21 protein-coding genes and 3 pseudogenes are annotated in these 24,128 nt (G+C 60.2%); 11 read left to right on the top strand and 13 right to left on the bottom strand.

The annotated features are described in order from the left end of the window. Positions 1-264 precede the first annotated feature (264 nt). The 4 genes from NJC40_RS20380 (at position 265) to NJC40_RS20365 (ending at position 3,573) form a co-directional block, all read left to right on the top strand. On the top strand, positions 265-1,332 hold the full coding sequence (locus NJC40_RS20380) for an aromatic ring-hydroxylating dioxygenase subunit alpha (RefSeq protein WP_253117998.1): 1,068 nt from the start codon (positions 265-267) through the stop codon (positions 1,330-1,332). 1 nt (position 1,333) lies between these two features. Continuing rightward, positions 1,334-1,654, top strand: coding sequence for a hypothetical protein (locus NJC40_RS20375; protein ID WP_253141366.1), 321 nt, complete (start codon positions 1,334-1,336; stop codon positions 1,652-1,654). Positions 1,655-1,847: 193 nt separating this feature from the next. Beyond that, positions 1,848-3,071 (top strand): RNA-guided endonuclease InsQ/TnpB family protein, encoded by a 1,224-nt coding sequence (locus NJC40_RS20370; protein ID WP_253141224.1) that lies wholly within the window; start codon positions 1,848-1,850, stop codon positions 3,069-3,071. A 76-nt stretch (positions 3,072-3,147) separates the two neighbouring features. After that, complete coding sequence (locus NJC40_RS20365) at positions 3,148-3,573, top strand: 2Fe-2S iron-sulfur cluster-binding protein (protein WP_253141223.1); 426 nt, start codon at positions 3,148-3,150, stop codon at positions 3,571-3,573. A gap of 9 nt (positions 3,574-3,582) precedes the next feature. Here NJC40_RS20365 and NJC40_RS20360 read toward each other — a convergent pair whose 3' ends face one another. Further along, the gene (locus tag NJC40_RS20360; protein WP_253141222.1) at positions 3,583-4,539 is read right to left on the bottom strand and encodes a LysR substrate-binding domain-containing protein; all 957 of its coding nucleotides are present in this window, start codon (positions 4,537-4,539) and stop codon (positions 3,583-3,585) included. A 157-nt stretch (positions 4,540-4,696) separates the two neighbouring features. Here NJC40_RS20360 and NJC40_RS20355 point away from each other — a divergent pair, with 157 nt between their 5' ends. The 3 genes from NJC40_RS20355 (at position 4,697) to NJC40_RS20345 (ending at position 7,103) form a co-directional block, all read left to right on the top strand. Next, on the top strand, positions 4,697-5,029 hold the full coding sequence (locus NJC40_RS20355; protein WP_253141221.1) for a hypothetical protein: 333 nt from the start codon (positions 4,697-4,699) through the stop codon (positions 5,027-5,029). Positions 5,030-5,092: 63 nt separating this feature from the next. Further along, positions 5,093-5,422 (top strand): hypothetical protein, encoded by a 330-nt coding sequence (locus tag NJC40_RS20350; RefSeq protein WP_045491255.1) that lies wholly within the window; start codon positions 5,093-5,095, stop codon positions 5,420-5,422. Between the two features lie 73 nt (positions 5,423-5,495). Then, positions 5,496-7,103 (top strand): PQQ-dependent sugar dehydrogenase, encoded by a 1,608-nt coding sequence (locus NJC40_RS20345; protein ID WP_253141220.1) that lies wholly within the window; start codon positions 5,496-5,498, stop codon positions 7,101-7,103. A 137-nt stretch (positions 7,104-7,240) separates the two neighbouring features. Here the strand turns inward: NJC40_RS20345 and NJC40_RS20340 are convergent, their stop codons facing one another. Together NJC40_RS20340 and NJC40_RS20335 are read right to left on the bottom strand one after the other, a co-directional pair. Further along, positions 7,241-8,626, bottom strand: coding sequence for an XAC2610-related protein (locus NJC40_RS20340; RefSeq protein ID WP_253141219.1), 1,386 nt, complete (start codon positions 8,624-8,626; stop codon positions 7,241-7,243). A 102-nt stretch (positions 8,627-8,728) separates the two neighbouring features. Then, a complete protein-coding gene (locus tag NJC40_RS20335; RefSeq protein ID WP_253141218.1) occupies positions 8,729-9,472 on the bottom strand; it encodes an SDR family oxidoreductase in 744 nt (247 codons plus the stop codon). 60 nt (positions 9,473-9,532) lie between these two features. Here NJC40_RS20335 and NJC40_RS20330 point away from each other — a divergent pair, with 60 nt between their 5' ends. Further along, positions 9,533-10,495, top strand: a complete 963-nt coding sequence (locus tag NJC40_RS20330) for a LysR family transcriptional regulator (protein WP_290447688.1) — start codon at positions 9,533-9,535, stop codon at positions 10,493-10,495. An 83-nt stretch (positions 10,496-10,578) separates the two neighbouring features. Here NJC40_RS20330 and NJC40_RS20325 read toward each other — a convergent pair. From NJC40_RS20325 to NJC40_RS20295, 7 genes and pseudogenes are all read right to left on the bottom strand, one after another. After that, positions 10,579-11,022: pseudogene (locus NJC40_RS20325) on the bottom strand (extracellular solute-binding protein); the annotation flags it as partial. Positions 11,023-11,039: 17 nt separating this feature from the next. Continuing rightward, positions 11,040-12,101, bottom strand: a complete 1,062-nt coding sequence (locus NJC40_RS20320) for an RNA-guided endonuclease InsQ/TnpB family protein (protein ID WP_492180402.1) — start codon at positions 12,099-12,101, stop codon at positions 11,040-11,042. Positions 12,102-12,198: 97 nt separating this feature from the next. Further along, a pseudogene (locus tag NJC40_RS20315) lies at positions 12,199-12,885 on the bottom strand (type 2 periplasmic-binding domain-containing protein); the annotation flags it as partial. Positions 12,886-13,096: 211 nt separating this feature from the next. After that, a pseudogene (locus NJC40_RS20310) lies at positions 13,097-14,077 on the bottom strand (histone deacetylase family protein); the annotation flags it as partial. A gap of 141 nt (positions 14,078-14,218) precedes the next feature. Then, on the bottom strand, positions 14,219-15,211 hold the full coding sequence (locus NJC40_RS20305; RefSeq protein ID WP_253140786.1) for an AraC family transcriptional regulator: 993 nt from the start codon (positions 15,209-15,211) through the stop codon (positions 14,219-14,221). A gap of 119 nt (positions 15,212-15,330) precedes the next feature. After that, positions 15,331-16,392: an SDR family oxidoreductase gene (locus NJC40_RS20300; protein WP_253140787.1), complete on the bottom strand. Its 1,062-nt coding sequence runs from the start codon at positions 16,390-16,392 to the stop codon at positions 15,331-15,333. A gap of 133 nt (positions 16,393-16,525) precedes the next feature. Further along, positions 16,526-17,911 carry a GntP family permease gene (locus NJC40_RS20295; protein ID WP_253140788.1) on the bottom strand — a complete coding sequence of 462 codons (1,386 nt, stop codon included), beginning with the start codon at positions 17,909-17,911 and terminating at the stop codon, positions 16,526-16,528. 495 nt (positions 17,912-18,406) lie between these two features. Between NJC40_RS20295 and NJC40_RS20290 the strand changes: the two genes are divergently transcribed. The 3 genes from NJC40_RS20290 (at position 18,407) to NJC40_RS20280 (ending at position 21,600) form a co-directional block, all read left to right on the top strand. Then, positions 18,407-19,090: an alpha/beta hydrolase gene (locus NJC40_RS20290; RefSeq protein WP_363321685.1), complete on the top strand. Its 684-nt coding sequence runs from the start codon at positions 18,407-18,409 to the stop codon at positions 19,088-19,090. A gap of 96 nt (positions 19,091-19,186) precedes the next feature. Further along, positions 19,187-20,542, top strand: coding sequence for an MFS family transporter (locus NJC40_RS20285; RefSeq protein WP_084710075.1), 1,356 nt, complete (start codon positions 19,187-19,189; stop codon positions 20,540-20,542). A 14-nt stretch (positions 20,543-20,556) separates the two neighbouring features. Continuing rightward, the gene (locus tag NJC40_RS20280) at positions 20,557-21,600 is read left to right on the top strand and encodes a hydroxyacid dehydrogenase (protein WP_253140790.1); all 1,044 of its coding nucleotides are present in this window, start codon (positions 20,557-20,559) and stop codon (positions 21,598-21,600) included. A gap of 114 nt (positions 21,601-21,714) precedes the next feature. On the opposite strand, the gene NJC40_RS20275 is transcribed toward NJC40_RS20280, so the two are convergent. From NJC40_RS20275 to NJC40_RS20265, 3 genes are all read right to left on the bottom strand, one after another. Beyond that, positions 21,715-22,290, bottom strand: a complete 576-nt coding sequence (locus NJC40_RS20275) for a TetR/AcrR family transcriptional regulator (RefSeq protein WP_253140791.1) — start codon at positions 22,288-22,290, stop codon at positions 21,715-21,717. Between the two features lie 178 nt (positions 22,291-22,468). Next, on the bottom strand, positions 22,469-23,284 hold the full coding sequence (locus tag NJC40_RS20270) for an HpcH/HpaI aldolase/citrate lyase family protein (protein WP_253140793.1): 816 nt from the start codon (positions 23,282-23,284) through the stop codon (positions 22,469-22,471). Further along, positions 23,281-24,123, bottom strand: coding sequence for an HTD2 family dehydratase (locus NJC40_RS20265; protein ID WP_253140794.1), 843 nt, complete (start codon positions 24,121-24,123; stop codon positions 23,281-23,283). Before NJC40_RS20265 ends, NJC40_RS20270 begins: the two co-directional genes overlap by 4 nt. Positions 24,124-24,128 lie beyond the last annotated feature (5 nt).

Below are 24,128 nucleotides of genomic sequence, written 5' to 3'. Positions count from 1 at the left end.
GTCTCAGCGCCGCCTTCGCGACCAAGGTCGCTCCCACCGGGGCATACCACCGGACCGCGCGCGCCTTGATTGTTGTGGGTGTTCGAAAAGTCCAAGGCGACCTACAGGCTAAAAAATCAGTCAACCATTGCCTCAAACACCTTGGACAATCGCTCGGCCACAGGGCAAAAAAGCTTTAGAAAAACTAAAGCATCCCTTAATTTTTTAACGCTCATCTACTGATAGGGTGGCAGTTGCCATAACCGTAAAGATGAGGGCTTATCCATGTTTCTGCGTAATGCCTGGTATGTAGCGGCCAGCGAAACGGAGCTGGGCGAGCAATTGCTGGCACTGACCATTCTGGGCGAACCGGTGGTGCTGTATCGCAAGAGCGATGGCACTCCCGTCGCCCTTGAAGATGCCTGCCCGCACCGCAAGTTGCCGTTGTCCATGGGCCGGCGCATCGGGGACCAGCTTGAGTGCGGCTACCACGGCCTGACCTTCGACTGCTCTGGCAGTTGCGTAAAGGCGCCCGGCAGCACGCACATTCCCAAAGGTGCGCGGGTTCACAGCTACCCGCTGGCGCTGCGCTACGGGCTGATCTGGATCTGGATGGGCGATATCGAGCAGGCCGACCAGGCGAAGATCTGCGACGTGCCGGAATGGGGCGATCCGCAATGGGGGCTCAACCGCGGCGATAGCATGGTGGTGTCGTGCAACTATCTATACGTGACTGACAACCTGCTTGATCCTGCGCATGTTGCCTGGGTGCATCAGAGTTCGTTCGGCAACGCTGCCTGCGCCAGCGAGCCGCTCAAAACCACGGTCACTGATGACGGGGTGATCGTGTCGCGCTGGATGCGTGATGTCGAGGTCGCGCCGTTCTACGCCAAGTTCGTCAAATTCAGCGGCAACTGTGATCGCAAGCAGCACTATGAAGTCCGCTATCCGTCGCAGGCCATTATCAAGGCGGTGTTCACGCCGGCAGGAACCGGGACTGATGACGGCGTCCTGCATGAGCAGGTATTTCTGATGAACTCCTATAATTTCATGACCCCGATCGACGAGGCGAACACCCGTTATTACTGGTTTCAGGTGCGCAACTTCGATACCGACAATGCCGAGGTCTCGCGGCAGTTTGATGAGGATGTGCGGCATGCCTTTGCCGAAGACCGAGTGGTTCTGACGGCTGTTCACCAGGGCATGACCAACAAGCGCAGCCCGAACATTGACCTGGCCAGTGATGCTGGGCCGCTACGGTTTCGCCGCAATCTGGCCAGGCTGATTGCCCAGGAACAGGACAACGGCTTGATTACGCATCAGCCACCTGTGGTCAGCGCAGTGGGGGGCTGAGATGGAACAATCCAAGGGATTCAGGGGTTACCGGGTTGTTGCCAAAACGCAGGAAAGTGCGGTCATCACCTCGTTTGGTTTGCAACCCGTCGAACAGGGCGCCGCTGCGGTTTTCATTCCGGGCCAATTTCTGACCCTTCGTCTGGCCGACCACGAAGGCGTCAGCGTGATACGCAACTACAGCCTGTCAGGCGACCCCGGGAACCACAGCCAGGGATTGATCGGCCGCCAGACCTTGCAGGCGTTGTTGCCGCTGGATGACTATCGGGGCGCTATCCTTCCCCGCCGTTCAGGGCGGGGAAGGATAGCGCGGACGGCGTAGCCGTCCCTGGTTGCCGTGGGTGGCTGCTGCTGTTCGATGGATGCACCGCCACAGGATGATGCGAAGTAACATGGCGACACAGATGCCCTTATACGGCGGTATTTCGTTACAAAGACCCCATGGGCATGCACCTTGAAAACACCGTGCCGTCCGCGCCTAATGTCGTCTTCATTGCTCATGGCTCAAGAGCAGCATGCAACGACTTCAAGCCTTCAAGTACGAACTCATGCCAGACGGCCGGCAGGAGCGGCAAATGCGCCGCTTTGCGGGCTCCTGTCGCTTCGTCTTCAACAAGGCGCTGGCGTTGCAGAAGCAGCGCCACGAGCAAGGCGAGAACAAGCTCGGCTATGCGGGGCTGTGCAAGTTGCTGACCGAGTGGCGCAATAGCCCGCAAACCGCATGGCTGGCCGATGCGCCTGTTCACCCGTTGCAACAGAGCCTCAAGGATCTGGAGCGGGCCTACACCAACTTCTTCGCCAAGCGAGCCGACTTTCCCCGGTTCAAGAAGAAGGGTCAGAACAACAGCTTGCGTTATCCCGACCCGAAACAGATCAAGCTCGACCAGACCAACAGCCGCCTGTTTCTGCCAAAGCTGGGCTGGTTGCGCTACCGCAACAGCCGCGAGACGCTGGGTACTGTGAAGAACATCACCGTGAGCCAGTCGTGTGGCAAGTGGTTCGTAAGCATCCAGACCGAACGCGAGATCGATGAGCAGCCCACGGCACAGGGGGCGGCAGTCGGCATCGACATGGGCATTGCCCGGTTCGCCACGCTTTCGGATGGCTCGTTCTACGCACCATTGAACAGCTTCAAACGCCATGAAACCGCGCTGTGCAAAGCACAGCAGGCGATGAGCCGCAAGGTCAGATTCAGCCGCAACTGGAAGAAGGCGAAAGCCCGCGTCCAGCGCATTCATTCCCGAATCGGCAATGCCCGCCGCGACTACCTGCACAAGTGCTCCACCACGATCAGCCAAAACCACGCGATGGTGTGTATCGAGGACTTGCAGGTACGCAATATGTCCAGGTCGGCGGCAGGCACGGCCGAGGCACCGGGAAGAAACGTTCGGGCCAAGTCTGGCCTGAACAGGGCCATCCTCGATCAGGGCTGGTTCGAGTTACGCCGCCAACTGGACTACAAGCTGGCGTGGCGCGGCGGCTGGCTGATTGCCGTGCCGCCGCAAAATACCAGCCGCACGTGCCCCTGTTGCGGCCATGTGTCGGCGGCCAACCGCCAGACGCAAGCGCTGTTCAGGTGCGTGGGATGTGGTTTCGAAGGCAACGCCGATGTGGTCGGGGCGATCAATGTACTAAGGGCGGGACACGCCCGGTTAGCCTGTGAAGTGAACGCAGAGGTCATGGCGCCAGCAGCAGGAACCCACCGAAGCGACTCGGGGGCGGCTCGGTGCCGCGCCTGAGCGCCGTAGGAATCTCTGGCCTTCAGGCCGGGGAGGATGTCAATACGAGGTCTACCTCTGTGGACCGCCGCAATTCATGCAGGCCAACTGGCGACTGTTGCGTGAGCTGGGAATAAGCGCAGAGCGCATTCACTACGAGTTCTTTGGGCCGGCGACGGTTCTGCGCGATGAGCAGCAACACCTGTCCCAGCCGACAGTGGCCGAGCCTGCAACGCCGCTACACGTCGATGATTCAGCCGCACAGGAATCAACCGTGAAGTTTTTGCCCTCCGGGATCAGCATCGCCTGGAACCCTGACTGTCACTCGTTGCTGGATCTCGCCGAGCAAGCCGGCCTGGCCCCGGTATTCAATTGCCGGGCCGGGATATGCGGCACATGCCAGGTGGGTCTGAGACAAGGGCAGGTGGAGTACTTCGAAGAGCCTCTTGAGCCGCCAGCCCAAGGTGCGATGCTGCTGTGCTGTTCACGCCCGCTGGGCTCAGTGGTCGTGGATCTGGGCTGAGCCGCGCGCTCACGAAACAACGACGCTGGAGCTTGCAGCCAGCAATGCCTCAATGCCATGACTCTGCTCTTTGCCACGAGCCAATAGCCAGCGGTGGAATCGGCGGCAATGCTCTTTGTCGAAAGCGCTTTTGGTCCAGGTCAGGTAATAGGCGGCCGGCAGCGGCAGGGCATGCCTGACAGGCATGAGCAGGCGGCCGGCCTCCAGGTCGTTGGCGACCATGGAGTACTGCGCCAGAACAAAGCCTTGGCCTGCAAGCGCTGCTTCGATGGCCATGGCTGAAAGCGAGAAGACCCGGCGAGCATCCTGCAAACGGGCCAGGTCAACCCCGGTGCTTTCGAACCAGTCTCGCCAGGACGGTGGCGAGGCGAACTTGGGCAGCCAGTCGATGGCAAGCAGCGGATAGTTCAGCAACTCATTTGGCTGCAGGCTTGACCTGTCACCGCCCAACAGTTCCGGGCTGCAGACCGGTACTACGCAGTCGCGCAACAGCTCGATGCTGTTCTCGGCATCAATGGCCCGATCACTATAAGTGACGCGAAAGTCGATCTCGTAACCGTTGGCCAGCGGCTCGGCATGGCTGCCATCGAGGTAGACATTGACGGCCTGGTTCGCTTGCTGCCATTCGAAGACCAGCGGCGCCAGCCATCTGGACATCAATGAGGGCAGGGCGCTGACGCGCAAATGGCTGGTGTCGCGCGACAATACAACTTCCGCATGGGCAATGCGCAGGCGCTCGAATGCATCAGAGCACTGCTCATGAAAGCGACTTCCTGCGGCGGTCAGGCGGTTACGTTTGCCTTCCTTGACCAGTAGGGTAATACCAAGCGTATCTTCCAGAAGCCTCATTTGCTGACTCACCGCGCCAGCGGAAATACCCAGTCGTTTCGCCGCTTCGGCAATGCTGCCGCACCGGCCGAGCGTGTCGAAGACTTGTAGGGCGCGCAAGGGCGGCAGGTTGTCCATGATGGTCCTTGGGCAGTGGTGTGGCAGCCAGTTTGCCACTGATCCGGGCAGTGCCGAAATCAGCAGCGTAGCCCCATAGCAACTCATCGCTAACCGATGCAACCAGACATGCTGGTAGAATCTCCCCAGCTGACTACGGCCCCCTCCGAGAGAATGCATGACCCCTGATCTGACTGAAGAAGAAATGCGCCTGGCATTGTTTGGTGCTCCTGCCCCCGCTGAGCACCTCAACGCCCCCGTTGCACCACAACCGGCCCCAGAGGTCGTGCTCGCCAAGCCGCCAGCGCCCGCCCCGAGGAAGAAGGCTGCCAAAGCGTTCACGCCTCGCATGCGGGTAATACTGCGGGTGGGCAATGAGTTTGAAGGAGAAATGCACGAGATCACTCACGAAGCCGATACGCTGAGCACGCTGCTGGCTGAACAAGAGGCCACCAAGGCTGCGCGCAAGAAATTTCGCTATGTGGAAGTCGTGTCGGTCAAGTCAATGTAACTGGCCGTTAAGATCTTCAAGCGTCTACTCCAACTCAAGAAAATTTTCCCAAGGACCTGGCTCATGAAGTCGGCACTGGAAACCGTCGCTCTTTTTTGCCACAAGCTGGCTTACGAAACGGAAGATCAAAGCCCGATTCTGCGCGATGACCTGATGATGAGTGACTATCAGCGGGACATCTTCGAACTCTTGATCGCCAGAGGCGATGTGGCGATGATCCAGCACAAGATCAACGAGTGCCTGCTGCTGGCCCTTGACGCCATGGGCGGAGCTGAAAAGCCGCTCGGACGTGAGCTGCAGCGTGTATCCACCGAGTTTCATGCGGCGCAGACACTTGACTCGCTGGAGCCACCGTTGCAGGTGATCAAGGGCTACCTTCGAGCGGTGGTGTAGTCGATCAGCCGCCGTCTCGGCGCCGCGCTGTCACACAGCACAGACTCGCTTTGGCAGAAGCAAGGACGTACCGATGACCCCGTTTCTCCGTAACCTGTCCGCCTTACTGATCGCGGCACTGGCCACTGGCGCTGCTGCCTCGCTGGTACAGACTCAGATCGTCCTCACAGAGGTGATGCAACTGGGTGCACCGGTCGCGGCAAGCCTGCGCTGGCTCACCGCCGCCGAAGACCTCGCACGTTACGGGCCTGTCTCGGTGGTCATGGCATTTTTGGTATTGCTGCCCGCCTTGTCATGCGCGCATTGGCTGGCCAGGCGTGTGTCAGCGACGGCCAGGTTGCCGCTGCTGATGATTGCCGCGGTGGTGGGCATGGGCACTGCGTTCTGGCTGATGCGCTCGGTGATTCCGATGCCGGCTTTGGCCGGCACCCGAAGCCTGTCGGGCTATGCGCTCATGACACTGACCGGCGTATTGGGCGCCGCAGTCTTTCACTGGCTAACCCGACGCGCCGCTAACAGGCCGGCCCCACAGTGGCAGTACGCTGCACTGGTGTTTGCCTGCCTGGCGATCCCGACAAGCTCTTTTATTGCCATGCTGCCGCCTGCCGATCCCCGGCCGCCCTTGCTGCCTGCGGACCACCTGCAAGTACAAACCGTTGCCAGTGGCCTGAATAGACCCTGGTCAGTGGCAGTGCTGCCTGATGGTCGGCTGCTGGTCACCGAAATGGGCGGGCGTCTGTTGTCTGTGGCCGTTAAAGGCGTCGTGCAGCCGGTTGCCATGAATGATGTACCGCCAGTGCTGCATAGCGGCGGGATCATCGGCTTGATGGAAGTGGCGGTGGACCCCGACTTCGAACGCAACCAGACGCTATTTCTGTCGATGGGTTATGGCGAGCCCGATGCCAACGGCACCCGGCTGGTGCGCGCTCGCCTGGTAGACAACCGGCTTGAAGACATCCGGGTCCTATTCAGTTCCAGCCCCAAACCTGGCCTGGGCAACAACGGCGGCAGAATAGCGTTTCTGGCGGACGGGACGCTGGTGCTGACGGTGGGCGACGGCAACACTCGGCGCGAAGAAGCGCAGAATCCTGGCAACCACCTGGGCACGGTGGTCAGGCTGGATCGCGACGGCAGAGTGCCGTCCGACAACCCGTTGGTTAACCGGCCCGGTGCCGCACCGCAGGTCTACAGCCTGGGGCATCGCAATGCGCAAGGCATCGCTGTGGACCCCGCCAACAATGAGCTGTATGTAACCGAACACGGCCCGCGCGGCGGTGATGAAATCAATCGTGTGGTGCCGGCCGGTAACTATGGCTGGCCGCTGGTGACCCGTGGCATCGACTACCCCTTTGCCAGCGTTTCGCCTTTTCGCCAGTTGCCAGGCTTTGAGGACCCGGTGCTGGTCTGGACGCCGTCAATCGCTCCGGCGGGCCTGGCGATCTATCGCGGCGACGCCTTCCCCGAATGGCAAGGCGACATGCTGGTGCCCGCCCTCAAGGAACGCTCGCTCAGGCGGGTGATTCGCGAGCAGGGCAAAATCGTCGGCCAGCAACTGTTGCTGTCAGATCGCAACGAGCGGGTGCGCGATGTAAAAGTAGGCCCTGACGGCCTGATTTATGTATTGACCGATGGTCCGAATGGGAGCCTGTTACGTTTGGCGCCTGCTGGCCGGCCGGGGTAGGGGAACAACCTCAACCTGCCGCGGTATTTCTCATCCCCTCGAAAATCAGCCGCGTTTTCGACTGCCGATGACCTCGACATAGGATTAAATGGTACAGCGTTGCCTCAGCAGCAGCGCTGCACATACTCAGGCGCTTTTTACTGCTTGCGATACACGCCGGTCAGCATGTCTTGCGAGTCCGTGCCGTAGTTGTAGTCGAGGACGACGAAGTCTTTCACCAGGCGCAGGTGATAGGGCCCATTTTTGGCCGGTGCCTGCGGTTCACGGATGATGATCAGATTGGCGGTTTCCATGGGCACGACGTGATGCTCGGTAACAATGACCTGTTTGCTCTTGGCATCCTTGAGCGTCACGGTCAGTTCTGCGATTTCCCGGCCTTGGGCATCGCGCTCGGGCAGGATTTTCAAGTCCAGGTCGCCGTCACGATCAAGGAAATCACGGCGCATCTGATAATGGCCGCTGCGCAGGTCACGGGAAACATCATCGAGTTTGCGCAGGTCGATTTCACGATCTTCATGGCGCAACCGAATGGGCAGTTCACGCTTGTCGCCCACCGCGCCGGATACCCAAGTGCCGGTGTAGCCATACGGCTCGGCGCGCTCTCGGGTCATCCGCCAGATGCCGGTCCGACTACCGTCATTGGCATATTCGTGAAGGTAGACGTGGCTTTGCTCGTCATAATCCTCACGGGAACCGATCAGTTTGATCGGTTCAACGTTGCCACTTTTGATATAGCGCAGTTCGCCGATCAGGACCGAGCCTTGTTCCTGAAACCAGATCTCTACCGCAATCTTGCCGCTGAGGGTTCCGGCGAGTAACTCCGGGTCTTCATGGACCGGTCCTTCCAGGCTCGGTGTTTCTTGCCAGACGCCATCTTTCCAATCGCCCGTGGTACGCAGCATATACCCGCGGGGCATGCTGTTGTTCTCGCCGAACGGGGTCGCCGGAACCTGTTCCTGGGTGTAAGAGTGCAGCAATACCAGCTCGCCGTCGCGCACTTTCCATTGCGACATGCGCGTCCAGCAACAGCCGCGATCGGTTTGCGTGTGCAACGTACCATCGGCAGGATTGAGCGAAAACATGCCTGTGAAAGCGTCTCTGGCCAGATCCGTCAAGGCACGGTTCAAGGTCCATTGAGGCTTATCCGGGCCTTGCACGTAGATATCGAACTGCGACTTATCAGTGACGGTGTCCGTGCCATTACGAATCGCCACATCAAGGCGACCATCGGAATTGAAGTCGGCGATGTACACCAGCCCTGACGGACCGAGCAACCATGCATCGCGGTTGGGCGGTACATTTCCTGCCGGGGTCTGAAATTGCTGCAGGGGTTCGAGGCTGTTCTTGTCACGCAAGGTGATCAGCGCGTGCGCAAGTTCACCCTGACGCTGCGGCACCTCCGGAAACAGGGCCTCAACCAGATACTGGCCACTGGGGTCGGTAACTGCATACGAGAGCGGTGCGGCCAGCGCCGGAGTGGCCAGACTCATGGCGAGGAGCGCGCCGTTAAGGAGCGAACGCATGCAAAGCTTCCTTGCTGAATTTTTCGGGGCGCGCAGTTTAACGGTACGGCTGACCAAACGGAACGCGATCCGTAGTCAGATCGCGCTCCGCTATACCCATTGTCAGAAGTCTTGAGAGGTCGGCCGCAGTACGATTTCGTTGATATCGACATCTGCAGGCTGCTCGATGGCGAATGCGATAGCACGCGCAACCGACTCGGCCGGGATGGCGCTCTTGTAGAACTCCTGCACCGCCTGCGAGCTGGCCTCATGGCCGCTGCCAAACTTCAACTCTGAATCAACGGCACCCGGTTCAATCGTCGTGGTGCGAATGCTTTTGCCGACCTCGTGACGCAAACCATCGGAAATCGCCCGTACGGCGTACTTGGTGCCGCTGTAGACCGAGCCTCCCGGGCTGAACACCTTGATGCCGGCGACCGAAGAAATATTGATGAAGTGACCGGAGTTCTGTTTCTGGAACACCGGCAGAGCAGCGGCAATGCCGTACATCACGCCTTTAATGTTGATGTCGATCATCCGGTCCCATTCGTCCACCCGCAATTCGGCGATCGGCGAGATCGCCATAAGGCCCGCGTTGTTGATCATCACGTCCACCCGGCCAAAGCTGGCCACGGCGTGCTGGATCAAGTTCTCCAGGTCCTCGCGGCGGGTGACGTCCGCAACAAGGGCTGTGGCCTTGCCGCCTGCGGCAGTGATGTCTTGCACAATCGCATTCAAGCGATCTTCCCGGCGTGCAGCCAGTACCACTGATGCGCCCAGGCTCGCCAGGTGCCGTGCAGTCGACTCGCCAAGACCGCTGCTGGCGCCAGTGATCACAACAACTTTGCCTTCAATATTCTTGCTCATTTCGTTTACCTCAGTGGGTGGTGATGGGACCGATTATGAGTTGTGATTTTGTCTCGGAGAATGGAATATTCAGGATTTGAAAATTCCATAAATCGGAACAAGGCGATGTTGAACAGGCTTGAAATGGTCCGTGTCTTTCTCACGGTTGCTGACTGCGCTTCGTTTAGAGAGGCGGCGAACCAGATCGGCACTTCGCCGCAGAAAGTCACCCGGGCGGTACAAGAGCTTGAACGGCTCATCGGCGAGCCGCTGTTTCATCGCAGCACCCGACAGATGAAGATCACCGATTTCGGCGCACAACTTGCCCTCGATGCCCGCCTGGCGGTAGAGCGCTTCGACCAGCTGTTCGACAGGGCGGATCAAGCCAGCGGGGAGGGCATCACGGGCCGGGTAGGGCTGACGGCACCGCAGGCGATCGGCAAGTTGTATCTGGCGGGTTATCTGGCCGAGTTTCGCAAGCAGTATCCGAAACTCATCATCGATTTATGCCTGGACGATGAGCTGACCGACGCGGTGGTATCCAGGATTGATATCGGCATTCGGGTAGGTACGGTGCGCGACCGCCGGTTTATCGCCAGAACGGTTGCCAGTGTTCCGTTGGTCGTCGTTGCCGCGCCGGCGCTGATTGCCAGCCTGGGTACACCTGCAAATGTGGCCGAACTGAAAGAGCTGCCGCTGTCATTGTTGCTGGATCGCCGCTCCGGTCGCGGCTGGCCGTGGATGTTTGCCGATGATCAGAGTTTCATACCCGAGCAGCCGGGTTTTATCTGCGACGACCCGGAAACCGAGCTGGAGATGGTGTTGCAGGGCGCTGTGATTGCTCAGGTGCCGTTGTATCTGGCGCAGGCGCATTTAGCGCGGGGGGCGCTGGTGGAAGTGCTGCCTGAATGGGCGCCGCCAGCGCTGGACCTGGTGTTGTACCGGACGCGATCCGGAGCGGTGCCAAAGCGAATCAGGCTGGTGTATGACTTTTTATTGGAAAGGTTTGGGGATACGAACCTGTTTCCGGGGGGTGGGCGTTGATGGGGTGCTGAGGCAGCTTAGCTCTTTGTCATTACCCAAGCCCGACAGTCGCGGGCTTGAGCAAGGCAGCAGGCCGGCTGAACTCAGGTTCCCGACTTGATCCGCGTCCAGGTGCGGGTTCGGGTCCGTTCACCTTCGCGGTTGAGCGGCTTGAGCGTATACAGCGTGGTCATCGCAGCTTCGGTGGGGTACAGGTCCGGGTTGTTGCGAATCTCTGGGGCGACCTTGTCGGTGGCGTCCTTGTTCGGGTTCGGATAACCCACGAAGTCGCTGATCGGGGCGATCACTTCCGGGCGCAGCAGGTAGTTGATGAAGGCATGGGCATCTTCCGGGTTGGCCGCGCCCTTGGGAATGGCCAACATATCGAACCAGATCGGCGCACCTTCCTTGGGCAGGCGCATCTCGACCACGACGCCATTTTTAGCTTCCTTGGCACGGTTGGCGGCCTGGGAGAAGCTGCCCGAGTAACCCACGGCGACGCAGATATCGCCGTTGGCGATGTCAGCCATGTACTTGGAGGAGTGAAATTGACATCCTCCCCGCCCTAAAGGGCGGGGATTCCCACAACTGGACGCTCATGCCCGAGCGCGAGAATGTTCTTGGCGGCGTTGACGTCGCGGTCGTGGGTGGCACCACACCCACAACAAGTCCATTCCCTTATTCCAAGCCCTGCGATACCTCTCGGCCTCGAGTCCGGCAATTGCTTGCAGCTCGAACAGGTTTGGGTGGTGTTTCTCTCGCTAACAACCTTGAAAACCGTGCCTGCGTGATCGCATTTGTATTCCAGCATGGTTTTCAATTGACCCCAGCCGGCGTCCAGCACCGACTTGGCCATCCTGGTTTTCGCGAGTTTCAGTGAGTTCACATCGCCCACCACAATGACGCCACAACGCGCTACCAGCGCGTTGCTGAACTTATGCAGGGCATCCTTGCGGCGGTTCGCAATCCTGGCGTGAATCGCCCGCACACGAGCCTTCTTGCCGGCACGCTGGGCCGTGCCCAGGGCGCTCTCCAGATCCCGGTAGAACCTGCCGCTTTCAAGGCGATGACCGTCGCTGCAGGTGGCCGTGGTTTTCAGTCCGAGGTCGATACCCACCGCGTCCTGGCCTGGCGATAACTGGCGGTCGACCTCGACCACGACGTTGAAATACCAGCGTCCACGGCTGTCCTCGTTGAAGCTACCGGATCTGAATTTAAAGCCCGCCAGGCCGTAGCTGTCCCAGACCTTGAAGTGCTGTCTGTTGAAGACGACCTGGCCGTTTTTCCAGACAGCAGCGCCGGCCTTGAGGGGCACCCAGCCCAGGCTGCGCCGAGCGCCGCCCGAGCAGCGCCAGCGTAACTGGCGCTTTTTGAACTGCTTGCGCCGTGTGACATATTCGTCGGCAACAGCCTGCACCGATTGGCTGTGCAGCCCCAGGTCTTTGCCGGCCCCGTTGGTGTACTTGTGAATGTCGAACGCCGACAGAAAACGACCACGCTCACGAATCGAGCGACGGCTCAACTCGTTTACGTAGTTCCATACAAAATTCACAGCGCGAGACGCTTCACGCAACTGCGCTGCGTGCTTGTCTCGCACTCGAATCTTGAGGGTTTTGGTCGCTTTCATTTCAGTCATGAAACACAGGATAGGGCGGTTTTATAGATATTAACCCCTATGACCGCTTCGCGGTGGCGCTTTCATCCCCCACCTGAAGGAAGGGGCTTTTCGCGCCAGCTTGGTAAGTGATGTTCGGCCGAATCTTCAGCATCAATTGTTCGGCTTTCTGATAGTCGGCCGACTTGCTGGAGTTTGGATCCAGGCCCAGGTACTGCAGGGCCAGCGGCATGATTTCCGAGGGCGAGTCGAGCATCGCCACGCCGCACTGCTTGAGCTTGCTGAGGTTCTCGGGCTTGAAGATCAGGTCCCAGCTGTTGACCGGAGCGTTGTCACCAAGTGCAGCCTTGACTTTGGCCGGGTTGAAACCGATCAGGATGGTGCCGTACATGTAAGGCACCGCAAACTTGTTACCGGGGTCGTTGGCATCCAGCAGCTTCATCAGTTTTGGGTCTAGATGCTGCCAGTTCGGCAGCTTGCTGCGATCCAGCGGCTGGAACACACCCGCTTCGATCTGCTTGGCAAGAAATATGTTCGACGGCACCACCACGTCGTAGCCTGAGTGACCGGTCAGCAGCTTGGCTTCCAGCGCCTCGTTGGTATCGAAGATGTCATAGATCAAATTCACCTTGGTCTGTTGCTTGAAGTCGGTGAGGGTCTGTGGAGTGATGTAGTCAAACCAGTTGTACACCTTGAGAGTGCGCGGTTCGTCGGCCTGCACCAGACCAGCGGCCAGACTACAGGCCAGGCCCGCGCATAGGGCGGCGGCCAGCGTGTGCTTGAGCGATTTGACCATCAAGCCCCGCCGTTCAGGGCGGGGAAGGATAGCGTGGACGGCGTAGCCGTCCCTGGTTGCCGTGGGGTGTCTGCTGCTGTTCGATGGACGCACCGCCACAGGATGATGCGCAGTAACACGGCGACACAGATGCCCTTCTACGGCGGTATTTCGTTACAAAGACCCCATGGTCATGCAGCTTGAAAACACCGTCCCGTCCGCGCCTAATGTCGTCTTCATTGGCATAACCGCCTTCCATCACAAACAGCGTGGGCAGGCCGAGCGCCGCGATGCGCGCGCCCATGGCCAGGTAGTCGCCACTGTCGAGGGTGAACTGCGAGATCGGGTCTTGCTTGAAGGTGTCCACCCCCAGCGACACCACCAGTACCTCGGCGGCGTAGGCGTCGATGGCTGCGCAGGCGGTTTCCAGCGCCTGGCTCCATTGCGCCCAGCCGCTGCCGTGGGGCAAGGGCAGGTTGAGGTTGCAACCCTCACCCTGGCCTTCGCCGGTTTCATCGGCATAACCCAGGAAGAACGGAAACTCGTTGGCCGGGTCGCCATGGATGGAGGTGAAAAACACATCACTGCGGTCGTAGAAAATCGCCTGGGTGCCGTTGCCATGGTGATAGTCGACATCGAGGATCGCCACGCGCTGGCGGCCCTGGTCGAGAAACGCCTGGCTGGCAATGGCCGCATTGTTCAGGTAGCAATAGCCGCCCATGAGGTCGCTGGCGGCATGGTGCCCTGGCGGCCGGCACAGCGCAAAGGCGCTGTCGGCACCGCTCTGTATCTCGGCCTGGGCGGTGAGCGCCACTTGTGCTGCGCTGTAGGCGGCCTGCCAGGTGCCGGCGGTGATGGGGGCGCCCGCGTCGAAGCTGTAGTAGCCCAGCTCACCGTGCAACCCTTGGGGCTTCAAGCGGCGCAGCGTGCGCGCCGGCCAAGTGAAGGGCAACAGGTCACCGTCCTGGCCCATGGTTTGCCAACGCGCCCAGGCGCCTTTGAAGAACGCCAGGTAGTCAGCGCTGTGCACTCGGGCAATGGGGGCCAAGCCATGATCACGTGGCGGCTGCACTGGCCCAAGCTCACGAGCCTTGACCCTGGCCAGGACGTGATCAGCGCGCGAGGGCATCTCAAAACAGGGCATGAGTTGCCCGTTGATCAGCTCGCAGCGGCCGTGGTGCAGGTGATGGTCATCGGTATAGACAGTCAGCATGGTCGTGCTCCGTGTGGCGTGACGACTGGCATTGTTTCGCCAGAAACGCCTGCTGGAGAACGTTATGAACGGCCAGAAGGGGATAGATATGGCCAATAGATTTGACCGAATTTCGCCCTTTTTAAGGGCGCGCTGCACGCTTCAGGTGCGGTACTGGCTGGGCGCAACCCCGCTCCAGCGAATAAATGCATGGCGAAAGCTGGCGGTTTCGCTATAACCCAGGGCTTCGGCAACCTGCTGGACCGGCCACTGTTGTTCGACCAATAGCACCTTGGCCCGCTCGAAACGCAGGGCATCAAGCAACTGCTGATAACTGCTGCCCATGTCATGCAGGTGCCGGCGCAGGCTGCGCGCTGAGCAGTTCATCTGCCGGGCCAGCCCTTCAAGCCCCGGAGGATTGGCCAGATGCTCGGCCAGGTATTGGCGAATACGCCCCAGCCAGGCCTGGCGGCCGCTGAACTCGGCGTTTTGCTGACGGCAGCGCTCGGCCATGATCCGGTGCGTCAGCCGGTCGGCCAGCGGCAGGGGCTGCTCCAGCATGTGCGCAGCAAAGGCAAAGCCGTGTTCCAGCGCCTCGAAACGCACCGGGCACGGAAAGTTGCGCCGATAGCGCTTGCTGTAGGTGGGCGCCGGATGGGCGAAGCAGGCTTGCAGCAAGGGCAGGGGACGGCCCAGCAGGTCGTCGCAGATCACCTTCAATGATCCCAGGCACAGCTCGGCATTGAACACGGCCAGCTCGGGGCGCGAATGGTACTGCGTGGCCAGCAGCCAGGCGACGTCGCCACGCACCTCCAGGCGCAGATCGAAGAGGGTGCCAAGCAACGCCGGGTAACGCAGCGCCAGCTCCAGGGCAGCACCCAGTGTATCGCTGAGCAACATGGCGTAACCGAGCAGGCCATACGCGGATACGTGCATCCGCTGGCCCAATTGCAGACCGAACGTCTCGCGCAATGCCAGGGCATTGGCGCACACCCTTGCCTCCTGGGCTGTGGTAATGCGTGGGTCGGGACGAATCAGGTCGGCTTCCTCGATGCCACTGCCGGCCAGAAGCTCGCTGGCAGCAATACCCTCCTCACGCAAGGTTTCGAGGATCAGCGACACCGCGTTCAGGGTAGTGAGGGTGGAGTGCAGCATCGGGCAGACCTGTGGGTTTACAAAGCCTGGACGATGGTGCCGCGCCAGCGGCTAAAAACCAAGTCATGAAAAAAGGCCCATGAACTTCATGGGCCTTTTGCCTTGCGTGGGTCTGAGCCTCAGGGGATCAGCCGATCAGCCCGCAATTTGTCGAACACATCGAAAAACGCCTGATCGCTGGCCTGATAGGCGTTAAAGCCCATGAGCCGGCTTTTCGACATGTCGGTGACCACTTCGATGGGACGCCCGAGATCGGCGTCGGTATGCCATGGCGAAATCAGCCGATCAATGTCCGCCTCTTGCAGGCCGTGCTCGGCCACGATCTGGCTCCAGACCTTCTGGTCGTCGGCCATCTGTGACTCCAGTGGCGCGGGCGAAGCGGGGAAGTCAGCGGCTTCAAGGCCGAAGTACTCGGCAATCCGCCCCCACATCCACTTCCAGCGAAAGATATCGCCGTTGGTGATGTTGAACGCCTGGTTGGCCGCCGCTGGCGTGGTGGCCGCCCACAGTTGCTGCCTGGCCAACTGCCGGGCATCGGTCATGTCGGTGAGGCTGTCCCACTGCACCCTGGAGCCGGGAAATACGAATGGCCGACCGGTGTGTTTGCAAACCGTGGCGTAAACCGCAAGCGTGGTGGCCATGTTCATCGCGTTACCCACCGCAACGCCGGTGACCGTATGCGGGCGGTGGACGCTCCAGGTGAAGCCGTCTTTGTCCGCCGCGGCGAACACTTCGTCTTCCTGCGCGTAATAGAAGTTCTCGACGTCCAGACGACCCTGTTGCTCACGGAACGGCGTCTGCGGCAGGCTGCCTTTGCCATAGGCCTCGAACGGGCCCAGGTAGTGCTTCAGGCCTGTCACCAGGGCCACGTGTTTTACGCTGCCAGCCGGGCGCAGGGCATCCAGCACATTGCGCACCATCGCCGAATTGACCTTGATGTTTTCGGCCTCGGTGGCCTGCCGTGACCAGGTGGTGATGAACACGTGAGTGGGTTTGAGGTCTTTCAGCGCGGCCGTGACGGACGCCGGATCCTGCAGATCGGCCGCCACGGGTATCACCCCTTCCTGCCTGGCGGGGTTACGGGAAAGGGCGGCGACCTGCCAGCCGTTCTCCAACAGAAGCTGGGTGGTTGCGCTGCCGACGATGCCGCTGGCGCCGACGATCAATGCCAGATGAGTCATGGGCTTCTCCAAAATGGTGTGCTTCTAGGAAAGCGACAGGGAGGAAAGGTTCATGGTTTACGAAGGCAGCTGCACTGACAGGTCGCTTCCTGCCAGTGCTGCAATAAATGCCTCTGGGTAGCGGTATCCCGGTTCAAGTCACCGGGATGACGGCGTTCAGAATCAACACCATGATCAAACCCACCAAGGAGACGATGGATTGCACCACCGAGATGGTTTTGGTGGCTTCGCCCATGGTCATACCGAACGACTCTTTAACCATCCAGAAGCCCGCATGGTTGGCATAGTTGAAAAACAGCGAACCGCAGCCGATGGACAGCGCCAGCAACGGCAGGTTTAGAGTAGGGTCAGCACCGGCAAGGGGCGCCAGCAGGCCGGCAGCGCCGACGATACCGACAGTAGCCGAACCAGTTGACACCGACAGCAGCATCGCGATCAACCAGCCGAGCAACAGCGGCGGGATGGCCGACTGCTGGGTCAGGTGAACAATGGCGTCGCCGACCTTGGCACTGGTCAGCAGCTCCTGGAAAGCACCGCCGCCGGCAATGATCATGATGATCGAGGCGATGGGCATGAGGCTCTTGCCCAGCGCCGCGCGCAGCTTGTCGGTGTCGCCGCCGCGCAACAGCACCAGGCTGGTACCGGCGAACAGCACGCCCAGCAGCATGGCAATCAGCGGGTTGCCCACAAACGCCGCCATCTGCAACATTGCATTACCCTTGGGCAACAGCATCTCGGCGACCGCGTGCACCAGCATCAAAATCGCCGGCAGCAAGGCCGCCAGCACGCCGATCCAGATACTGGGCAGAGGCTTGCCATCGATTTTTTCCGTGAGGGTGAACTGGTCGAGCAACGCCTGATCTGGCCGGGTGGTCATACGCGGTGCGATGAACATGCCATACAGCGGGCCGCCCAGAATCATCGCCGGGACAGCGGCAAGGAAACCGTAGAGCATGGTCGGCCCGACCGAGGTCTTGAGCGCGGCGATAGCGGTCAGCGGGCCGGGGTGCGGCGGCACCATACCGTGCATGGCGGCCAGCGCGGAAATCACCGGCACGCCCACGTAGACATAGGCAGAGCCCTTGAAGCGAGCCTGGCCTTCGAGCTTGCGGGCCACACTGAAAATCAGCGGCAGCATGATCACCAGGCCGACCTCGAAGAACATCGGGATGCCAATGACGAACGCCACCAGCATCATCGCCCAGGGAATCAGGCGATCCGGGGTGCGTTTGAGGATGACCCCGGCGACCTGCTCGGTAACGCCTGCGTCAGCCAGGATCTTGCCCAGCATTGCCCCCAGCGCGATCACCACACCTACGGCACCCAGGGTTTTGCCAGCACCGGCAACCACATGTGACACGATCGAGCCGGGCTCCATGCCGGTGGCAAATCCAACACCCACGGAAACCACCAGCAGAGCCAGCAGCGGATGCATCTTCAAGCGCGAAACAATGAGTGCCACCAGCACCAGAACACTGACCAGTGCGGTCATCAAGAGCTGAATATCTAACGGGGTCATGAAAAGATCTCGGTTGGGCTGGTGCGCAAGCTGCACTCAGCATCAATAGGCAGGGGGAGGGCGTCGCAGCCTGCAAAAGAGCATCGCCCTTGTGGCAAGGCCACCGGCCTGGTCATGTGCAGGGACGCAAGAGCGGGGATAGAAACGGTTACCGCAACAGCCCGGATTGCTCCGGACGAATGGAGGAAAAAGGACATACAAGCGCGCGAGTACCGCTGGGTTGAGCATTCATCTACCGACTGACCTTGTTACAGGGTCATGCACATAAATTCTTACAAATTATTTGTTGCGCACGGAGAGGCTGTCAAGGTTTGGCGGGAGGAATTCATGTGGGCTGCGAACGGCGGCTTCGTCAGCCGTATCGGCATAGCTGAAATGCCGCGATTCTATAGCGGCGTTGACACTGGCTCTTTAGACTTTCGCGCAGCCGCAAAACCATCCTTGATACGGGGCTTGCCGCAATACTGTTCAGTTAAGTTTTCAGAAGGGGCAGCCATGTCAGACAGCGAACGCAAGCAAATCCTTATCGATGGTCCGGTGGGGCACATCCAGTTGACGATCGATCATCCCTGCAAAACGCCCAAGGGTGTGGTTCTGCTCAGCCATCCTCAGCCACTGCTGGGCGGTAGCCCGCGGCATATTGTGCCGCTGACCCTGGCCCGTCATCTGAGTGCCGCCGGCTGGTTAGTGGTACGGCCGAGTTTTCGCGGTGTTGACCAGACGGAGGGGGTACATGATCACGGCATCGGTGAGGCCCAGGACACCCTGGCTGTGATTCGCTATATCTCGCAGGAGTTGCCACAGCTGTCTGTAGCACTGGTCGGGTTTTCGTTCGGGGCGCATGTTTTTGCCAGAGTCGCCTGCACGCTCCGGGAACAGTTGCGGGCTGTCGTGCTGCTTGGACTTCCGGTTGGGGACGTGCCGGGCAAGCGCTACTACGAGCCGTTGCCCTTGCCCCAAGACTGTCTGCTATTGCACGGGGAGCGCGATGAAATGGCGCCGTTGGCCAACCTGATGAACTGGGCTGCTGCTGATCACCGCGCTGTTTCGGTATTTGCAGGGGCGGATCACTTTTTCAAAGGGTGCCTGGACGCTGCTGCGGGTCAGGTGGCGGCGTACCTTGAGCAAAGTCGGGCGCAGACATTCGAGGTTCTGGACATGCCGGACGGGCATAACTGATAGATCGCTGGCGGGGCTTCCGCGAAAATCACGCTGTGCAAAGCTGTACCCGAGTCAGTAAAACAATAACAACAGGGTACTAACATGAATGCAGATATGGGCACGGCACAGCCGTTGACTCGCAAAGAGCGCACCACCGCAATCGTCGGCGTCTGTTCCGGCAATCTGGTGGAGTGGTATGACTTTTTCATCTACGCCTACACCTCGATTTACTTCGCTTCACTGTTTTTCCCCTCCGGCGACCAGACCAGCCAGTTGCTTGCCACGGCAGGCATATTTGCTGTCGGCTTCTTCATGCGTCCGCTTGGCGGCTGGATCTTCGGCTATATCGCCGATACCCGTGGACGCAAGATCTCGATGATCATCTCGGTGTTCATGATGTGCGGCGGCTCGTTGATGATCGCCGTCATGCCGACCTATGCGTCGATCGGGGTCGCCGCGCCGACATTGCTGATCATTGCGCGGCTGATGCAAGGGCTGTCGGTCGGGGCTGAATACGGCACCGGCGCGACCTACATCAGCGAGGTATCCAGGGCAGGGCGGCGCTCGTTCTATGGCTCGTTCCAGTACATGACCATCATTGCCGGCCAACTGCTGGCGTTGCTGACCGTCGCGCTGTTGCAGTTGCTGCTCAGCGAGCAGGATCTGAAGGAGTGGGGCTGGCGTGTGCCGTTCATGATCGGTGCGCTGGCATCAATCGTGGTTGTTTACCTGCGCCGCACCATGCGTGAAACCGCCACTGAAGCGGATATGAAGCGCAAGGAGTCCGGGTCGATCAAGGCATTGATGCAACACAAGAAAGCGGTGCTGCTGACCTTCACCATTACCATTGGTTGCTCGCTTTACTTCTACACCTTCACGGCTTACATGCAGAAATTCCTGGTCGTCAGCGTAGGTCTGCCAGCGCCGACGGTGAGCATCCTGATGGCTTCGGCCTTGGTGATCTTCATGCTGTGTCAGCCGATTTTCGGTCTGCTTGCTGACAGGATTGGCGTACGCCGTAACATGATCATCTTTGGTTTGCTCTCGACGTTTCTGGTCATTCCGTTGCTGTCTGCCATCAAGGCCGTGCACGACCCCTATAGCGCTTTCGCGCTGGTAGTGGCCGGGCTGATCATTGCGGCGTTCTATACCCCGGTTACCGGTGTGCTGAAGGCCGATTTCTACCCACCGACCGTACGTGCCTTGGGTGTCGGCCTGCCATACGCCGTCGGAGCGGCGATGTTCGGTGGCTCGGCTGAGTACGTGGCGCTGACCTTCCGCTCAATGGGCATGGAAGAGCACTTCTATGTCTATGTATCGCTGATTGGCGCGGTTACCTTGATCTCCGCTTTGCTGATGCCGGATTTGACCAAGCATGGTTATCTCGATGGCGACGGCAAGGTTGAAGAAAACATCGGCATACGCAAGTTCATCGGCCGCAGGTCGGTACCCAACCAGGTTGGTCACTGAACCGGAGTGTTTGAATGAATGCCGAGATAAAAACGATCACGCGGTTTGACGTCTGGTACCACCCGATCATGGCGCAGACGTTTGCCGAGGCGGGTGGGGTGGCGTTGCAGACGGTGGCGCGCAGCGCCAGTCACCACGTTATTCTGAACGCGTTGCAGGCCAGTCATGTCTATCAGGTGCCGTCTGCCCGAGATGAGCTGCCGTCGCCCTGGCACGTTACCGGGCAGCTGTTGGAGCAGTTGCCCAGGCTGTTATGTGTGTCGACCAATGGGGCCGGCTACGACACGGTGGATGTCGATGCCTGCACCCGGGCCGGGGTGCTGGTGGTCAACCAATCCGGTGCCAATGCGCAGTCGGTGGCAGAGGCAACCATTGGCCTGATGCTTGACTGCGCCAGGCGCATCAGTGAATCCGACCGCAGACTGCGTTCGGTACGCGGTTTTTCCCGTGAAGACCTGATGGGCACCGAAGTCTATGAGAAAACCCTTGGCATCATCGGCCTGGGTCAAATCGGTATGCGGGTTGCGCGCATTGCCCAGGCGTTGGGTATGCGCGTGATTGCTCATGATCCGTTGCTCGACGCCGGGGAAATACAACGTCGGGGCGCTTCTGCGCTGCCGCTGATGCAACTGCTGGAACAAAGCGATGTGGTGTCGCTGCATTGCCCACGCAGCGCTGCCACCCGCAACCTGATGAATGCCGAGCGCTTCGCGGGTATGCGTAAAGGTGCTGTGTTCATCAACACCGCACGGGGTGGTTTGCATGATGAGTCTGCGTTGTACGCAGCTCTGGCGAGCGGCCATCTCGGTGGCGCAGGACTGGATGTCTGGGACGAAGAGCCGCCTGCGCTCGATCACCCGTTGCTCAGCCTGGCTAACGTGGTGGGCCTCTATCACACTGCCGGGGTGACCCTTGAGGCGCGCTGGCGTATGGGGCGCTGGGCCGCCGAGCAGATCTTGCAGGTACTGGCCGGCCAAGAGGCTGCGCGCATGGTCAACCCCGAAGTGTTCGCACGTTTCTCGCAACGGTTGCGTGCCACCGACCACGGCCTTGCCTGAGCTGTTTTCCCTCGTTTATGACCGGGCCTTAAGGCCCGGTTTTGCATTGTGGATCTTCGCGCCTGCTCGTTGTTTGTGCCGAGCCACTCAGCTGAGTGCGCAGGCATCGGTGAGTCACGACAAAGCCTTGCACGGGGAGGCGAGCAGCACGCTGCACATATGATGGGTTCGCGTCTCGATCCAGGCTTCATCGATACCGCGCTGCCGCAGGCTGTCGGCCGCTTCGACCACGGCAAAAATGGCGGCACAGACTCTGCTGGCATCGTGCGCGGCGAAACGTGTGCTTGGATGACTCTGTTGGATGATGTGCAGCAAGGGTTGTTCAAACCGGGCGAGCGACTTGTTCAGCCAACTGCGTTGGCAGGGGTCAAGGTGGCGTAGCTCATGGCGCAGCAGCAACTCTTCGTCAGGATGCGCACGCTGACGCTGGAGTAAATATCCGATGAAGCCTTTCAGGTCATTGCTAAAGCTTCCCTGTTCCCAACCTGCGATGCGTTGCTCGACGATCTCGAGCAATACGCTCAGCAGAAGATCCTGTTTGCAGCTGACATGGTGGTAGAGACTGCCGGGCAGCAGCCCCATCCGGCCTGCCAGTTGGCGCATGGTCATCGCTGTATAGCCGTTTTCTGCGATCAGATGGCGGGCTGCTTGTAGCAGCACAGAAGAACCCGAACCGCTAGCTTCAGCCATAAGCCGGCATCCTGGATAAGGCGCGCAGTACGCTACAGATCGCACGCTTGCAGCGGCGTCTGCATTCAGACGAGTTAATGAGCATGTGTGATATCAACTCAGAGATGCCCCGATGTCACCTGACCGGTCTGTCAGAACAGACGGGGTCGGTGACATCAAGGCAGGGATGTGAACAGCGTCAGCCTGCCTGCTGCACAGTGACGCGGGCCCGCAGGATTACCGGTGCGTCGACCATCTGACCGTCGAGGGTGAAGACTCCGGTACTGGTCTCGGCCATGGCCAGCACCCGCCTGGCCCAGTCCAGCTCTTGCGCGGAAGGTTTCAGCGCGTCATGAATGATCTGCACCTGGCCAGGATGGATACAGAGCGCACCGCCAAAACCCATGTCCCGCGCAAATTGGATGTGGCGCTGCAGCCCCTGAATGTCCTGAATTGCCGGATAGACACCGTCCAGCGGCGCCGCCAGACCTGCCACACGACTGTGCAGCAGCACCGCATAGCGAGCATGACCGAGAACCAGATCGGCTGCTTCGCTGCCTGTTCTGAGGCCCATATCCAGCCCCAGATCGAGGCTGCCGAACGATAGACGATCAACACCTCCGGCTGCTGCCAGTTCGGCTAGAGCGGCCAGGCCCTTGGCACTTTCGATGATCGGCCATACCGCTTTGCCGGTGGCGTAGGCCCGTGTGATCTGGGCAACGGTTTCGGCCTTGGGTAGCAGAATACCGATGACTCCTGGCCAGCGCTGGCACGTTGCGAGGTCCGCTTCATGCGCCCAATGCTCTGCAGCGTTGACCCGTACCAGAACCCGGGCCTCGGGTTGTTCTCGCAGGAACTGCTCAAGGTTGTCGCGGGCTTGCTCCTTGAGTGACTCTTCGACCGCGTCCTCAAGATCAACGATTACCCGGTCCGCGCCACTGGCGAGTGCCTTGGGGATCCGCTCCGGCCGGGTGGCTGGCACGAACAGGGCGCTGCGCACGACGCCGGGGTTCATGAGCGAGCCTCCTGGATAAACTGAATTTCACCGATCTGTGCCTGCCCAGCCTGGTTGCCGGCCCAGACCCTGGCCGTGGTTGCGTCAACCAATTGGCCGCCGACCAGAAATGCATCCGGGCAGATCAACGGCCGCAGGCCACGAAAGCCGAAGCGCTGCACCTTGGCGTGCGGGTTGGCCCGCATGAAGGCGCGCAGGTTGAGCGTTGCGATCAGCGGCCCGTGCACCACCAGCCCCGGATAGCCTTCAGTCTCGGTCGCATAAGGCCAGTCGTAGTGGATGCGGTGGCCATTGAAGGTCACTGCCGAGTAGCGAAACAACAGGGTAGAGGTCGGCTGCACCGGTTCCTGCCAGTGGGCTTCGGGCAGCGCCTCAGTACCGCCGAGCTTCGGTGGTGTGGGCTCGCGGTAGACAATATCCTGCTCTTCAAGCAGAACCCGCTGGCCGTCCTGCTGGTAGTCGTGCTGTACGGTAACGAACAACAGCGAGCCGGTACGTCCGTGTTTTTCCTCAACGTTGAGGATGGTCGAGCAGCGCGACACCCTGGCGTCGACGCGCAGTGAGCCGATGAACTGCAGACGGCTACCGGCCCACATGCGATTGCGGTTGTCCGCCGGGGGCAGGAAGCCACCGCGGGCAGGGTGGCCGTCGGCACCCAGGCCGTTTGCTTGCAGGGGTTCCTGAAAAAATGCCCAGTGCCACAGCAGTGGCAGGGCGTCACCGGATGCCGGTGTCGGTTCGCTCAAGGAGGCGGCGATCCGTTTGACCAGGTTATGGCTGAGCTGGTCATGAGTGGTCTCGCTACGGCCGATCCAGGTACTGAGGGCAGGGCTTGGCATTGGGC

It is taken from the genome of Pseudomonas sp. 21LCFQ02, assembly GCF_024129895.2.
Lineage (GTDB): Bacteria > Pseudomonadota > Gammaproteobacteria > Pseudomonadales > Pseudomonadaceae > Aquipseudomonas.
This window is presented reverse-complemented; position numbering and strand designations above follow the sequence as displayed.